Raw genomic sequence first — 13,792 nt, 5'->3', positions numbered from 1 at the left:
TGATTAACGCTGGGCATCAGGCAGATCGACTTACCACTTGCCATAGGTGCCTTCCTTCAGCGCGTCATAGAGGTTCGCCGCGTTGTGCTCCTCGCCGTCGTAGATGACCTTCTCGTCACCGGCGAGCTCGACGGTCTCGCCGTTCTCCAGTTCGAAGACGTAGGTGGTGTTCTTGAGGTCGTCCTCGCGCACCAGCACGCCCTGGAAGGCCTCGGGATTGAAGCGGAAAGTGGTGCAGCCCTTGAGCTTGCTGGCGTAGGCGTCGAGGTAGAGGTCCTTGAACGCCTCGAAGGGAAACTCGGTGGGCACGTTGACCGTCTTGGAGATCGCCGAGTCGACCCACACCTGGGCCGCCGCCTGCACCGCCACGTGCTGCTTGGGGCTCACCGCGTCGGCGGTGATGAAGTAGTCGGGCAGGTCGCTCTCCACCGCCTCGGCGGCGCTGAAGTGGCGGTAGGCGGCCAACTCGAAGGAGACCACCTCGACCTGCTCCTTGGTCTTCTTGCCCGCCTGGATGACGTTGCGGAAGTAGCGGTGCGAGAACGAAGGCTCGATGCCGTTGGAGGCGTTGTTGCCCAGTGACAGCGAGATGGTGCCCGTGGGGGCGATCGAGCTGTGGTGGGTGAAGCGCGCTCCGTGCTCGGCGAGCTGGGCCACCAGCTCCGGCTCCACCTCGGCGACCTTCTGCATGTAGCGGCTATAACGGGCGTGGAGGATGCGGCCCGGCACCTTGTCGCCGACCTCGTAGCCGTCACGCTTGAGCTCGGGGCGCTCGCGCATCATCCGCGGGGTGATCGCGTAGTCCTCGGCGAGCGCCGGGGCCGCGCCCTTCTCGCGAGCGAGCTCGAGGGCCTGCTTCCAGCCCTCGAGGGCCAGGTTGCGGCTCACCTCCTCGGTGAAGGCCAGCGACTCGGGCGAGCCGTAGGGAATCTTCAGCATGGTCAGCGTCGAGCCCAGCCCCAGGAAGCCCATGCCGTGGCGGCGCTTGGCCTCGATCTCGCGGCGCTGCCCTTCCAAGGGCAGGCCGCTGATCTCCACCACGTTGTCGAGCATGCGGGTGAAGATTGCCACCACCTGGCGGTAGCGCTCCCAGTCGAAGCGCGGCGTCTTGCCGAAGGGGTCGATGACGAAGCGGGTCAGGTTCACCGAGCCGAGCAGGCAGGCACCCTCGGGCGGTAATGGCTGCTCTCCGCAATTATGTGCATGAAAACAATTAGCATCAAAAGCATTTATGCCAGGTACCTGAACATCGTAGACCGCTTCTCTACCTACCTCCTCATGCCCCACGACCCGGGCAACGAAGCGTTCACGGTTCAATTGGCGCTGGTACCCGTTCAGCAGGGAATCGAGGCAGGCTTGCTTGTCACTGTCCCCGAAGCCGATACGCGCGGCAAAGCGCACAAGGTTAGCTCCGCTGATCACCAGCTCGTGCTGGGGCAAAGTCTCGTATCCGCGATACCCCCCCTTGCCATCGGGCAAATCGCGCTTGGCAGCGTGCCGCCTGTTCTGATAGAGCATGGTGATGATGCCGAGACGCTGCAGCATGCGCTGTACGGCTTCGAGTCGGGAAAAGTCGGACTGCGCCAGGCGCACGCTGACACCTTTTGCCTGACTTCCCTGAACGGAACCGTCTGCATCGAAGAAACCACGCAGGAACCCGACATAGCCGCTCGATGAGGCCTGCTCCAGTTCGGGCGTGATCATCTTGTTGCCGGGCTGCATCCCCACCTCGAGCGCCAGATTGCGCAGCGACGAGGTTGACAGGCGGTATTCTTGCCGCCCGCTCACTTCCTGCCAGCCTGCGAAGTCGGCACGATGCGGCAGGCTCCTGGCCGCCGTTTCCGCCAGAGTCATGACGGCACGCACACCCTCGTTTGTCGAGACGTCGTTGCCATTGGCCACGGCAGCCTGAGGCCAGACGGACAGGACCGCCTTGTCGTCCTTTAGCGTGCCATCGCCGACAAGCAGCCCCAGAAGATATCCCTGTGCCTCGTCGAGCTTTCCGCCCCAATCGGGGGCCTCACGGTGGTCGTTGAGCAATACACAGTCGCCTGCCTGCAGTTCTCCTGCGGCACACCACTCTGTCTCGGTACGATAACGGGTAAAGGCCGAGACCCGCCGGACCCGGTGATCACGGGTCAGCTTGAGGCTGTAGCCTTCGGCCGTGCGCAGTCGCACCACCGGCTTCTCTGCCGTAAGGAAGAATCCTTCCGGCCCGCTTTGGTGAGCCTCGCCATCGACCACGGCAGTGAAGGGGCGGCCGATCAATTGGGCAACCTGGCGCGGCCCCTGCGTAGTCTGTACCCAGGTATCTGCGGTCACACAGGGGTTGGTCGCCCGGACCTCCTCGCAGAACCAGTTGTTGTTCATGCGGTTGACCTGGTCGATCAGGATGAAGCCCGGCTCGGCGAAGTCGTAGGTCGAGGCCATGATGGTGTCCCACAGCTCACGGGCCTTGATCACCTCGACGATGCGACAGGCCACGCGCCCCTCGTCATCGACCGTGTAGCCCTCCTCGATCACCGGCCAGTCGCGATAGATCAGCTCCTCCTTGCCGACGTCGTCCTTCTCCCCCGGGTGGAGCGGGAAGGCCAGCGGCCAGTCGGTGTCGTTCTTCACCGCCTCCATGAACTCGTCGGTGATCAGCAGCGAGAGATTGAACTGGCGCAGGCGGCCCGCCTCGCGCTTGGCCTCGATGAAGCTCTTCACGTCGGGGTGGCCGACGTCGAAGGTGCCCATCTGGGCGCCGCGGCGCCCGCCCGCCGAGGCCACCGTGAAGCACATCTTGTCGTAGATATCCATGAACGCCAGCGGGCCGTTGGTGCCGGCGCCGGCGCCGAACACGAAGGCGTTCTTGTGGCGCAGGGTCGAGAACTCGTAGCCGATGCCGCAGCCCGCCTTGAGGGTCATGCCGGCATCCACCACCGAGTCGAGGATGTCGTGCATGGAGTCGCGGATGGTGCGTGACACGGTGCAGTTGATCAGGCTCACCGCCGGCTTGTAGGCCTCGGCGCCGGCATTGGACATGATCCGCCCGGCCGGGATGGCGCCGTTCTCCAGCGCCCAGCGAAACTTCGGCAGCCACGCCTCGGCCTGGTCACCCTCCACCGCCGCCAGGGCCTTGGCGACGCGCTCCCAGGTGGCATGAACGTCCTTGTCCACGGGGTGGCCGTGACGGTCCTTGAGGCGATACTTGGCGTCCCAGATATCGCGGGACGGCACCTGCAGGGGCACCTCGTTGGAGGTCTTGACGGCCTTGGCGGATGTGCTCATGTCGGGGGTCTCCAGAGCGGTGTCATCGTTGTCGGTGTAACGCTTTCGGTCTTCGGATGCCGCGGGCGGCAGGTCAGTGATCACGGGCCGCGAAGCGCTCCAGGCGCAGCAGCCACTCGCCGAGGCGCCCCTGGGCGAGGCCCTCCTCGCGCCCGTCGAGCAGGTTCTTGACCGTCAGGCCAAGCTCGGTGTCGCCCTCGATCAGCAGGCGACGCTGGAAGAACAGGCTGTCGGGATCCTCGCGCCGGGTGGCCAGGCACAGGAACTCGCGCCAGCCGCCGCGGATGATCGCCTCGCCGGGCTCGCGGCAGAGCATCAGGCGCTGATCCGTGAGGCTCAGGGTCAGCGTCACGCCGAGATCCTCGATGGTCAGGCTGATCCGACGCCCTTCCAGGGCATCGAACTCGCCCTCCGCGAGCGGCTCGGCGAAGGTGCGGTTGAGCAGCGGCTCCACCAGCCGCCGCTTGACGCCCAGCGGCACCCGAGGGTCCAGGGCGCGGATCAGGCGGCTCGGGGCGGGCGGGCGCACAAGCGACAACGGCGGATGGGGCAGAGACATGAGGATTCTCCTGATGACGTCGAGGCGGCTGGGCCACCGAAGCGCTCATCCTAGGGGGCATCTAAACCGCCTGCACTGACATGCGTCAAGGCGTCGCCAGCACCGCGTTCCCCGAGGGCTGCGCACCATATATAGACCACCGAACAGACCCAAGCACAAGATGTGCAAGAATCGCCTCAACGCACGCGATCACGCCGCGAGGCCATTCGCACCGCCCAGGCCCCGCCGCGACGGGGCTCCATCGAGGCGGCGGGGCGCTCGGTGCCGACCGAAGTGGCGGCGCCGGCAAGCTGCTTCATCCCCCCTTCCCCGCCCCCAGGCGATGTCCTGCCGATACCTGCCTCACTCACCCCCGGCTGCCCCGGTTTTTCCCAAGCGCTTGGCCGATTTGTGCCCGGCTTGCTCGAACCGGGTCGAGCATAAACGTTGACTCATCATATATTAGATATTTTTCATGTTTTATTGTGGTGCACAGATTTTTGCGATTTTGAAGGAATTCCGCGTCAATAGTATGTCCAATCACTGCATGGCCCATGCGCTTGCTGCATAATGGTGCATTGGCATATAGTGCGTGGAACCTTTTTCCACTGCATAGGAATCGCCCCATGCCCTACGTGCACGACACCCTCGAGGCCCTGCGCAAGAGCAGCCCGGCCCAGACCGAGTTCTACCAGGCCGCCGAGGAGGTGCTCGAGTGCCTGCGCCCGCTCTTCGAGCGCAGCCCCCATTACCTCGACCACAACATCATCGAGCGCATCGTCGAGCCCGAGCGGCAGATCATGTTCCGCATCTGCTGGACCGACGACGCCGGCAAGGTGCAGGTCAACAAGGGCTACCGCATCCAGTTCAACTCGGCCCTCGGCCCCTACAAGGGCGGGCTGCGCTTCCACCCCAGCGTGACCTCGGGGACCATCAAGTTCCTGGGCTTCGAGCAGATCTTCAAGAACGCCCTCACCGGCCTGCCTATCGGCGGCGGCAAGGGCGGCTCGGACTTCGATCCCAAGGGGCGCTCGGACGGCGAGATCATGCGCTTCTGCCAGGCCTTCATGAGCGAGCTCTACCGTCATATCGGCCCGACCACCGACGTGCCGGCCGGCGACATCGGCGTGGGGGCGCGCGAGATCGGCTTCCTCTACGGACAGTACAAGCGCCTGACCGGCCGCTACGAGGGCGTGCTGACCGGCAAGAGCCTCAACTGGGGCGGCTCCATCGGGCGCAAGGAGGCCACCGGCTACGGGGCCGTCTACTTCGCCGAGAACATGCTCGCGGCCCGCGGCGAGACGCTCGCCGGCAAGACCTGCCTGGTCTCCGGCGCCGGCAACGTGGCCATCTACACCATCGAGAAGCTCGTTGAGCTCGGCGCGATCCCCGTCAGCTGCTCCGACTCCCGCGGCACCCTCCATGACCCGCGTGGCATCGACCTGGCGCTGCTGCGCGAGCTCAAGGAGGTCCAGCGCACCTCGCTGGAAGCCTACCTGGCACAGCACCCCGAGGCCCACTACATCCCGGCGGGCGACTACCCGGCCGACGGCCACGCGGTGTGGCGACTCGAGGGCGAGGTCGCCTTCCCCTGCGCCACCCAGAACGAGCTGACCGAGGCCGACGCGGAGACGCTGCTGGGCAACGGCGTGACCTGCATCAGCGAGGGCGCCAACATGCCCTCCACCGCCGCGGCCGTGGAGCGCTTCCTGGCGGCGAAGATCGCCTACGGCCCCGGCAAGGCGGCCAACGCCGGCGGCGTGGCGACGAGCCAGCTGGAGATGGCGCAGAACAGCAGCATGGAGCAGTGGCCGCTGGAGAAGGTCGACGCCAAGCTCAAGGCGATCATGGCCAACATCCACCGGCAGTGCGCCGAGACCGCCGCCGAGTTCGACGACCCCACCAACCTGGTGCTGGGTGCCAACATCGCCGGCTTCCGCAAGGTCGCCGACGCCATGATCGAGCAGGGCGTCTGCTGATCCCGACGCACCAGGTCAAAAGGCCAGACTGAAGCAAGAAGGCAGCGCGGCGCCCCGAGGGGCGCCGCACTACGTTGGGCGGGATGAACCACCCTGAGCGGGATGGCCGCCGGGATCAGACGGTGCGCGAGTAGCGCCCGGTGCTGTGGCTCAGGTAGGCGTCGAAGGCCATGGCGGCGTTGCGCATCATCAGCCGCCCGGCGGGCAGCACCTCGATGGCGGCATCGGTGATCGCCAGCAGGCCGTCGTCGACCATCTCCTCGAGCTCCTCGAGGGACTTGGCGAAGGTGACGCGGAAGACGATGCCGTGGGCCGCCTCGATCTCGGCGAAGTCGATGCGGCCGTGGCACATCAGGGCATTGATCACGTCGCGGCGCAGCACGTCGTCGGCGTTGAGGCGGTAGCCGCGCATCACCGGGAGCCGGCCCGCCTCGAGGCGCGCCTGATACTGGGCGGTCTCCTTGACGTTCTGGCTGTAGCTGTCGCCGACCTTGCCGATGGCGGTGTTGCCCAGGCCGATCAGGTCGCAGTCGGCGTGGGTCGAGTAGCCCTGGAAGTTGCGCTGCAGGGTGCCGTTCTCGCGGGCCAGCGAGAGCTCGTCCTCGGGCAGGGCGAAGTGATCCATGCCGATGTAGACATAGCCCGCCGCGGTGAGGCGGCGGATGATCAGCTCCAGCAGCTCGATCTTGCGCTCCGGCGGCGGCATGTCCTCGGGGCGGATCAGCCGCTGCGCCTTGAACAGCTCCGGCAGGTGGGCGTAGCTGTAGGCGGCGATGCGGTCGGGACGCAGAGCGATGATCTTGGCAAGGGTCTCGTCGAAGCTCGCCACGGTCTGCAGCGGCAGGCCGTAGATCAGGTCGACGCTCACCGACTGGAAACCGGCCTCGCGGGCCGCGGCCACCAGCTCCACCACCTGGGCCTCGCTCTGGATGCGGTTGACCGCCTCCTGGACCCGAGTGTCGAAGTCCTGCACGCCGAAGCTCAGGCGGTTGAACCCCAGGGCATGGAGCTCGTGGATCTGCTCGGGGGTGACGGTGCGGGGATCCACCTCCAGGGAGAACTCCCGCGCCTCGGGCGCGGCGAAGTGGAAGGCGGCATCCAGCGCGGCCATCAGCTCGCCGAGCTGGTCGTTGCTCAGGTAGGTGGGGGTGCCACCGCCCAGGTGCAGCTGGGTCATGCGCCGCGAATCGTCGAACAGCGCCCCCTGGAGCGCGACCTCGCGCTTGAGCCAGGCGAGGTACTCCGCGGCCCGCTCGCGGTTGTGGGTGATGATCTTGTTGCAGGCGCAGTAGTAGCAGAGGCTCTCGCAGAAGGGGATGTGCACGTAGGCCGAGAGCGGCTTGGGCGACGCGGCCGCGTTGCTGCGCTCGGCGGCGGCCCGGTAATCATCTTCGGCGAAGGCCGCCTGGAACTGCGGCGCCGTGGGATAGGAGGTGTAGCGCGGGCCGGGGCGATCGTACTTCTCGACCAGGGGGCGGATGAACGGCAGGGTATCTTGCATGATCGAATCGAGCCTCTTGAACCGAAGGGCGGCGGCCACAGCCGTCACCGTTGGGCGAATTATGCCAGCCGCGACCGCACGCGTCGGTACCCTCGAAGGGGTAGCTGACCCAGATCAAGTTGCCGCCGTCGACGTCGCGGCTCGCGCCGCGCCGCGCAAGGCCGCTCGGCGTGACCAGTACCGCAGCCGCCAGGCCACCAGCAGCCAGGCCAGGCTCCAGCAGCCGGCCGAGCCCCATAGCAGCAGGTGCCAGCCGCTCCCGGCCAGGGGCATGGCGAGCCGCAGCCCTGCTGCCAGGGCAAACAGCCCCGCCAGGACCGCCAGCCACGGCTCGCCGGCCGGGTGCCCCTTGGCCCTCAGGATGGCCTGGCGCAGCATGATACCGCTGGCCAGCGTGCCGAGCGCCCCGACCGTCACGGCATGCAGTCGAGCCGCCGGCGCGGCGCCGGCCAGCAGATCGGCCGCCACGAGCCATGCCCCGACGCCCAGCCAGGCGTAACCCAGCAGCAAGGCGAGCAGGTCGGGACGGCCCCGCAGCCGCCAGGGAGCCCAGCGCCACAGGCGTACCAGGATCATGAGGCCCGCCAGGATGAGCAATACGCCGGCCAGCGGCCACAGCGCGCGCTGAGTGACGGTGAACCCGACGGCCACCAGCAGGCCCAGGAGGGCGGCTTCCAAGCGCGGCTGTACACCGCCCCCCGCCGCCCGGTCGCGGGCCATCAGGTGGCCATTGACCGCCGGGGCAATGACCCGCCCCCCCATGAAGACCATTAGCAATAGTAGCCAGAGCACGCCCTGATGGAGCAGGGGCGAGAGATGCTCCGGGGCGAGGGCGCGCACCGCGAGGCTGGCCATCGCCAGCAGGCAGAGCAGCCCGAGCAGCGGCGAGAGCAGGCGGTTGCGCCACTTCTTGGCCGCCAGGAAGCGCGGCAACAGCCGGGCGGCGAGCAGCAGGGCGAAGGCCGCATCGGCCAGCAGCGCCGGCCAGGCCATGGGCAGAGCCAGCCACCCGAGGCGCCCGACCAGCCACAGCCCCGCCAAGAGGGTCAGGCGCCGTGAGGGCAGCGGTCCCAGCAGGTAGCCGGCGATCACCGCCAGGGCGAAGCCAAACAGCAGCTCCCGTCCATGGGCGGCCGGCGTCGCCAGACCGGACAGCCATTCCGCCTCCGTCACCATCGCCGCCAGCGACAGCGGCAGCATCAACGCCGCCTGCAGGGCGGCGAGCGGAAAGAACAGCGACCAGGCGGGGCGCCGGTCGGGCCGGCGTGCGCTCGAACATTGACCTGGGGCATTGACAGGGACCTTTAACATGCATGTAAATTACATCTTAAAAGCAGCCTTGCCAACCCCGCCCTAGCGGCCGCCCGTGACCGAATGCCGCCGCACAGCGGCCTAATTGACATAGTGATAGAATGGCAAGCTTCGATGCCCATTCTGCCCATCAAGGCGCCCGAGGCGCCGGGATTCCCATGCACCTGACCCGTTTCACCGACTATTCGCTACGCGTGCTGCTCTACCTGGCCGTCAAGGGCGAGCAGCGTTCGACCATCAACGAGATCGCCGAGCGCTTCGAGATCTCGCGCAACCACCTGATGAAGGTGGTGCAGGACCTCAACCACCAGGGCTACCTCACCGCCATTCGCGGCAAGAACGGCGGCCTGGTCCTCAAGCGCAGTCCCGAGTCCATCCCGCTGGGCGAGCTGGTGCGCGCCACCGAGCGCGACCTCGAGCTCGTCGAGTGCTTCGGCGACAGCAACGAGTGCGTGATCACCCCCGCCTGCCGGCTCAAGCCGATCCTCGCCGAGGCGCTTGACGCCTTTCTTGCCGTGCTCGATCGCTACACCCTGGCCGACCTGCTCGGCCCGCAGCGTCCCGGGCTGGTGCAACTGCTGCACATCGAGGATCCGACCTCGCCGGACGCCCCGCCTCAGGCCCCTCACCCTAAGGCATAGGGCAGCAGCAGGCTGACTCGGGTGCCTCCCCCCTGGCGGCTATCGATGGACAGCGTCATGCCGTGCCGCTCGCAGATCTCGCGCACGATGGACAGCCCCAGCCCCGAGCCCTCGCCCCGTGCCTGACTGCCCCGGGTGCGATAGAACCGCTGGGTCACCAGCGGCACCTCCTCGGTGGCGATGCCGATCCCGCTGTCGACCACCGCCAGCCTGACGCCCTCGGCCACCGCCTCGAGCTCGAGCCGCACCCGCCCCCCGGCGGGGGTCGCATGCAGGGCGTTCTCGACCAGGTTCGACAGGGCGCGGTCGATCAGGCCGAGATCCGCGGCGACCCAGGGCAGCGAGGGCTCCACGACCACCTCGAGGACGACCCCCGACTGGCGGGCCTGGTGCTGGAACTTGCCGACGATGTCGTGGGCGAGCTCGACGAGCGAGAAGGGCTCGCACTGCAGCGGCCGATCGTAGGCATCGAGCCGGGCCTGGGTCGACAGCTGCTGGGCCAGCCGCGTCAGGCGGTCGGCGTTGTCGAGTATCGCGCTCAGCGCCCGTCGCCGCTCCCCGGGTGACACCTCGTCGCGCTCCAGCAACTGTTCAACATAACCGCGCAGCGAGGTCAGCGGGGTGCGAAAGTCATGGGACAGGTTGGCGACCAGCTCGCGACGCTGGCGATCGGTCTCGCGCAGGGCCGCAAGCTGGGCCTCGAGGGTCCCCGCCATGTCGTTGAAGGCCCCTGCCAGGCGACCGATCTCGTCGTCCCGCGGCACGGCGACCCGCTCGCCATAATCGCCCTCGGCGAAGCGCTGCACCGCCGTGGTCAGCTGCGAGAAGCGCCGGGTCAGCAAGGCGAACCAGACCAGGCCAAAGATGCCGGAGATCAGCAGCGCCAGCAGGCCGGCGGCGATCAGGGTGCGGGTGATCGAGCTGGTGCGCAGCATGGCGACCATGGAGGCGTGGCTGGCACGGTTGAGATCGGCATAGAGGTAACCGGGATGGCGCGCCTCGCCATAGGCGATCCGCGCCACGGAGAAGACCCCCGGCCGACCGCCGCAGGGCGAGGTGGCCAGCACCGGCAGCATGGGCGCCTCGCCGAGCAGGGTCTCCAGGGCGTCGCGGTCCACCCGTCGTCCCTGGCCGCAGGCCGAGGCGGTGAAGTCGGCGATCACCGCTCCCTCGGCGTCAAGCACATACAGCGACAGGGAAGGGTTGATCGAGGCGATGTGCCGGGCGATCTGCCGGGCGGCGTCACTGTCGGCCCCGTCGCGTAGCCCCGGGCGCATGACGCGGGCGAGGTTGTCGGCGAGGTCGATCTCCTGGCGCTGCTGGAGCTCACGCCCCAACTGGTCGAACTGGCTGATGGCGATCCAGGCGGCGGCCACCGACAGCAGCAGCAGGCTGGTCAGGTAGACCACGGCGATGCGCGCATAGAGGCTGCGCCCCAGGCGCCCGACGCGCCGCAGCAGGGCGCTCATGTCTCCTCGTCCGGCGCCGCGGCGGGATCGATGAAGCGATAGCCCACCCCCCACACGGTCTGGATGAAGCGGGGCCGGGCCGGGTCGACCTCGATCTTCTTGCGCAGACGGTTGATATGGGTGTTCACGGTATGGTCATAGCCGTCGAATTCCTCGCCCCAGACCCGATCCAGCAGCTCGCCGCGGGTGAAGCCATGCCCCGGGTGGCGGGCGAACAGCGACAGCAGCGCGAATTCCTTGCCGGTGAGCTGCACCGGCTGGCCGTCGAGGGTGACCCGATGCTGGTCGGCATCGATGACCAGCCCCCCGCAGACCAGCGGAGGGGCCTCGACGATGCCATCCTCCCCCTCCGCCTGGCGCTGCCCCCGGCGCAACAGGGCCTGGACCCGCGCCAGCAGGATCGGCATATGAAAGGGCTTGGTGACGTAATCGTCGGCGCCGAGCTCGAGCCCCACCACCACATCGCGGATCGCCGCCTTGGCGGTCACCATCAGCACCGGCGTCCGGCTGTCGCGCCGGCGCAGCCGGCGGCATACCTCCAGGCCGTCGATGCCCGGCAGCATCAGGTCCAGCATCACCAGGTCATAGGTGCTGCCCGGCGCCGCCCCCTCCAGCGCCGCGAGGGCCGCCTCGCCATCGGTGATCCAGTCACAGCGATGGCCGGCCTCGGCGAGGCGCGCGCTGAGCAGCTTGCCGATCTCGGGGTTGTCCTCGACGCAGAGTATCCGGTCGGTCATGGCCATAGGCTCCGGCGAGGGGTTCGGTCTCTACTCTAGAGCTACCCAGCGATGGGTGCATCACGAAACCCTCACACCATTGCCCCGGTTCCGTGATGATTTCGTGATGAATGGCCTCGGCGGGCTGGCTAGCGTGACAGTTGCCGTCATGGCATGTCGCCGGCGGCAAGACCATCACCGGAGGTGTGAGATGTTCAAGCCGACCTACCCCAGGACCACCCTGTTCGCCATCCTGATCGGCGCCCTGATGCTGCCGACCGCCGCCCTGGCGGACCACCATGAGGACGCCATGCAGGAGGACGGTGGCATGGCGCAGGACGCCATGTCCGGCGAGGCCATGGCCGAGGAAGACGCCATGGCCGAGGAAGACGCCATGGCCGAGGAAGACGCCATGGCGGGTGACGCCATGAGCGGGGACGACGAGATGATGATGGAAGACGAGGACTCGATGATGGAAGAGGACGGCGAGATGTGATGCACGCCGCCCCATGACCGGCCGGATCACGGTCCGGCCGGTCATGTTTTCCCGCTCCGCCTCCTAGGGAGGGCCTTTCTCATGCGACTCCTCGGCGCCACACGCCATGCTTCCCGGCCGACGGTGATCAAGCGGCACTCGGTGTTTACCCGGCTGTGGCACTGGATCAACGTCATCTGCCTGGCGATCCTGCTGATGAGCGGCCTGCAGATCTTCAATGCCCATCCGGCCCTGTACTGGGGCCAGGACTCCAGCTTCGACGCCCCAGCGCTGTCGATCGGCGCCATGCGTACCGATGACGGCGCGCTGCGCGGCATCACCCGCATCGGCGACCTGCGCTTCGACACCACCGGCGTGCTGGGCGTCTCGGGACCGCGCGCCGATCGCGAGCGGCGTGCCTTCCCCGCCTGGGCGACGCTGCCCGGCCCCCGCTGGCTGGCCATGGGCCGGCAGTGGCACTTCCTCGCCGGCTGGATCTTCGCGCCCCTGCTCGTGGCCTACCTCATCTACCTGGTGGCCAGCGGCCAGCTGCGACGGCGCCTGCTGCCACGGTGCGACGAATGGTCGCGTCTCGGCCATGTCGTGGTCGAGCACCTGCGACTGCGCTTCCCGCGGGGCGAGGAGGCACGCCACTACAACCTGCTGCAGAAGCTGGCCTACCTGCTGGTGCTGTTCGGGCTCGCCCCGCTGGTGGTGCTCACCGGCCTGACCATGTCGCCGACCATGGATGCCGCCTGGCCCTGGCTGCTGGACGTCTTCGGTGGTCGGCAGAGCGCCCGCACCCTGCACTTCCTGGCCGCCGCCGCCCTGCTGGCCTTCTTCGTGGTGCATCTGCTGCTGGTGCTGGTCTCCGGCGTCGGCAACAACCTGCGTTCGATGATCACCGGGCGCTATGCCCTGCCTCCGGACCATGCCCTGCCGAAGAAAAAGGAGACGCGCGATGACGCATCCCACTGATCCCGGCCGCCGACGCTTCCTGACCCGCGGCCTGCTGGCCGGCGGCACGCTGATGCTGACCGGCTGCGACCGGCTCTCGCGCAGCGACGCCATGCAGCCTCTGTTCGCCGCCAGCGAGGGCCTGACCCAGCGGGCCCATCGCCTGCTGGCCTCCCGGGAGGCCCTGGCCCGGGAATACGGCCCCGAGGACATCGCCCCGACCTTTCGCGCCAACGGCACGACCATGCCTCGGGAGGTCGACTACCTGCGCCTGGCGGCTGGCGACTTCCGTGACTGGCGACTCGAGGTCGACGGCCTGGTCGAGCAGCCACAGGCCTTCTCCCTTGCCGATCTCCGGGCGATGCCCGCGCGCACCCAGATCACCCGCCACGACTGCGTGGAGGGCTGGAGCTGCATCGGCGAATGGACCGGGGTGGTGCTCGGCGAGCTGCTGGCCCGGGTGGGGGTCCGCGACGAGGCTCACTTCGTGGTCTTCCACTGCGCCGATCGCTATGGAGGGGGCGAGCGCTACTACGAGAGCCTCGACCTGCGCGAGGCCCTCCATCCCCAGACCCTGCTGGCCTACGGCCTCAACGGTGGCGACCTACCCATCGCCAACGGTGCGCCGCTGCGCCTGCGTGCCGAACGCCAGCTGGGCTACAAGATGGCCAAGTACGTGATGCGCCTGGAGCTGGTGGCGAGCTTCGCGCATCTCGGCCGTGGCCGGGGTGGTTACTGGGAGGATCGTGGCTACCGTTGGTGGGCGGGGATCTGAATCGACGGGCCGAGTCGCTGCCGGGTGACTAGGCTGAACATGATGCACGTCAAGCCTCGTCCGGGCGATGGCTGGCATCATGGCATCAATCGCCTGGCGAGCTCATAGCTTGATCCAGGCTTTTTCAAGCACTTAAAGATGCATACTGGAGGTATGT

General features: G+C 67.7%; 11 protein-coding genes. 5 read left to right on the top strand and 6 right to left on the bottom strand.

The window, feature by feature from the left end:
• Positions 1-30: 30 nt before the first annotated feature.
• Together FEI13_RS05365 and ubiT are read right to left on the bottom strand one after the other, a co-directional pair.
• Positions 31-3,273, bottom strand: coding sequence for an LAGLIDADG family homing endonuclease (locus tag FEI13_RS05365; protein WP_138180117.1), 3,243 nt, complete (start codon positions 3,271-3,273; stop codon positions 31-33).
• A 73-nt stretch (positions 3,274-3,346) separates the two neighbouring features.
• Positions 3,347-3,832, bottom strand: a complete 486-nt coding sequence (ubiT, locus tag FEI13_RS05360; RefSeq protein WP_138180115.1) for a ubiquinone anaerobic biosynthesis accessory factor UbiT — start codon at positions 3,830-3,832, stop codon at positions 3,347-3,349.
• A gap of 605 nt (positions 3,833-4,437) precedes the next feature.
• Here ubiT and gdhA point away from each other — a divergent pair.
• Positions 4,438-5,790, top strand: a complete 1,353-nt coding sequence (gene gdhA / locus FEI13_RS05355) for an NADP-specific glutamate dehydrogenase (protein ID WP_138180113.1) — start codon at positions 4,438-4,440, stop codon at positions 5,788-5,790.
• Positions 5,791-5,905: 115 nt separating this feature from the next.
• Here gdhA and hemN read toward each other — a convergent pair whose 3' ends face one another.
• The gene (gene hemN, locus FEI13_RS05350; protein ID WP_138180111.1) at positions 5,906-7,291 is read right to left on the bottom strand and encodes an oxygen-independent coproporphyrinogen III oxidase; all 1,386 of its coding nucleotides are present in this window, start codon (positions 7,289-7,291) and stop codon (positions 5,906-5,908) included.
• Positions 7,292-7,405: 114 nt separating this feature from the next.
• Complete coding sequence (locus tag FEI13_RS05345) at positions 7,406-8,602, bottom strand: NnrS family protein (RefSeq protein ID WP_138180109.1); 1,197 nt, start codon at positions 8,600-8,602, stop codon at positions 7,406-7,408.
• Positions 8,603-8,760: 158 nt separating this feature from the next.
• On the opposite strand from FEI13_RS05345, the gene FEI13_RS05340 reads away from it, so the two are divergent.
• A complete protein-coding gene (locus FEI13_RS05340) occupies positions 8,761-9,243 on the top strand; it encodes an RrF2 family transcriptional regulator (protein WP_138180107.1) in 483 nt (160 codons plus the stop codon).
• Here FEI13_RS05340 and FEI13_RS05335 read toward each other — a convergent pair.
• Together FEI13_RS05335 and FEI13_RS05330 are read right to left on the bottom strand one after the other, a co-directional pair.
• Complete coding sequence (locus FEI13_RS05335; RefSeq protein ID WP_138180105.1) at positions 9,228-10,712, bottom strand: sensor histidine kinase; 1,485 nt, start codon at positions 10,710-10,712, stop codon at positions 9,228-9,230. The two genes, FEI13_RS05340 and FEI13_RS05335, sit on opposite strands and share 16 nt — an antisense overlap.
• Positions 10,709-11,449, bottom strand: coding sequence for a response regulator transcription factor (locus tag FEI13_RS05330; RefSeq protein WP_138180103.1), 741 nt, complete (start codon positions 11,447-11,449; stop codon positions 10,709-10,711). The genes FEI13_RS05335 and FEI13_RS05330 overlap by 4 nt, the downstream gene beginning before the upstream one ends.
• Before the next feature lie 190 nt (positions 11,450-11,639).
• Between FEI13_RS05330 and FEI13_RS05325 the strand changes: the two genes are divergently transcribed.
• From FEI13_RS05325 to FEI13_RS05315, 3 genes are all read left to right on the top strand, one after another.
• Positions 11,640-11,924, top strand: coding sequence for a hypothetical protein (locus tag FEI13_RS05325; protein ID WP_138180101.1), 285 nt, complete (start codon positions 11,640-11,642; stop codon positions 11,922-11,924).
• A gap of 81 nt (positions 11,925-12,005) precedes the next feature.
• A complete protein-coding gene (locus FEI13_RS05320) occupies positions 12,006-12,881 on the top strand; it encodes a cytochrome b/b6 domain-containing protein (RefSeq protein WP_138180099.1) in 876 nt (291 codons plus the stop codon).
• Positions 12,865-13,635, top strand: a complete 771-nt coding sequence (locus FEI13_RS05315) for a molybdopterin-binding protein (protein WP_204758358.1) — start codon at positions 12,865-12,867, stop codon at positions 13,633-13,635. The genes FEI13_RS05320 and FEI13_RS05315 overlap by 17 nt, the downstream gene beginning before the upstream one ends.
• Positions 13,636-13,792: the final 157 nt, after the last annotated feature.

Origin of the sequence: Halomonas urmiana, from assembly GCF_005780185.1 — a bacterium.
Classification (GTDB): domain Bacteria; phylum Pseudomonadota; class Gammaproteobacteria; order Pseudomonadales; family Halomonadaceae; genus Halomonas; species Halomonas urmiana.
Note: the sequence above shows the minus strand (reverse complement) of the source record. Positions and strands in the feature narration are given on the sequence as shown.

What these genes read in the sequence shown, in the direction of transcription:
- FEI13_RS05365 (WP_138180117.1), bottom strand. Translation starts at nt 3,273, where the DNA reads ATGAGCACATCCGCCAAGGCCGTCAAGACCTCCAACGAGGTGCCCCTG.
- ubiT (WP_138180115.1), bottom strand. Translation starts at nt 3,832, where the DNA reads ATGTCTCTGCCCCATCCGCCGTTGTCGCTTGTGCGCCCGCCCGCCCCG.
- gdhA (WP_138180113.1), top strand. Translation starts at nt 4,438, where the DNA reads ATGCCCTACGTGCACGACACCCTCGAGGCCCTGCGCAAGAGCAGCCCG.
- hemN (WP_138180111.1), bottom strand. Translation starts at nt 7,291, where the DNA reads ATGCAAGATACCCTGCCGTTCATCCGCCCCCTGGTCGAGAAGTACGAT.
- FEI13_RS05345 (WP_138180109.1), bottom strand. Translation starts at nt 8,602, where the DNA reads ATGTTAAAGGTCCCTGTCAATGCCCCAGGTCAATGTTCGAGCGCACGC.
- FEI13_RS05340 (WP_138180107.1), top strand. Translation starts at nt 8,761, where the DNA reads ATGCACCTGACCCGTTTCACCGACTATTCGCTACGCGTGCTGCTCTAC.
- FEI13_RS05335 (WP_138180105.1), bottom strand. Translation starts at nt 10,712, where the DNA reads ATGAGCGCCCTGCTGCGGCGCGTCGGGCGCCTGGGGCGCAGCCTCTAT.
- FEI13_RS05330 (WP_138180103.1), bottom strand. Translation starts at nt 11,449, where the DNA reads ATGACCGACCGGATACTCTGCGTCGAGGACAACCCCGAGATCGGCAAG.
- FEI13_RS05325 (WP_138180101.1), top strand. Translation starts at nt 11,640, where the DNA reads ATGTTCAAGCCGACCTACCCCAGGACCACCCTGTTCGCCATCCTGATC.
- FEI13_RS05320 (WP_138180099.1), top strand. Translation starts at nt 12,006, where the DNA reads ATGCGACTCCTCGGCGCCACACGCCATGCTTCCCGGCCGACGGTGATC.
- FEI13_RS05315 (WP_204758358.1), top strand. Translation starts at nt 12,865, where the DNA reads ATGACGCATCCCACTGATCCCGGCCGCCGACGCTTCCTGACCCGCGGC.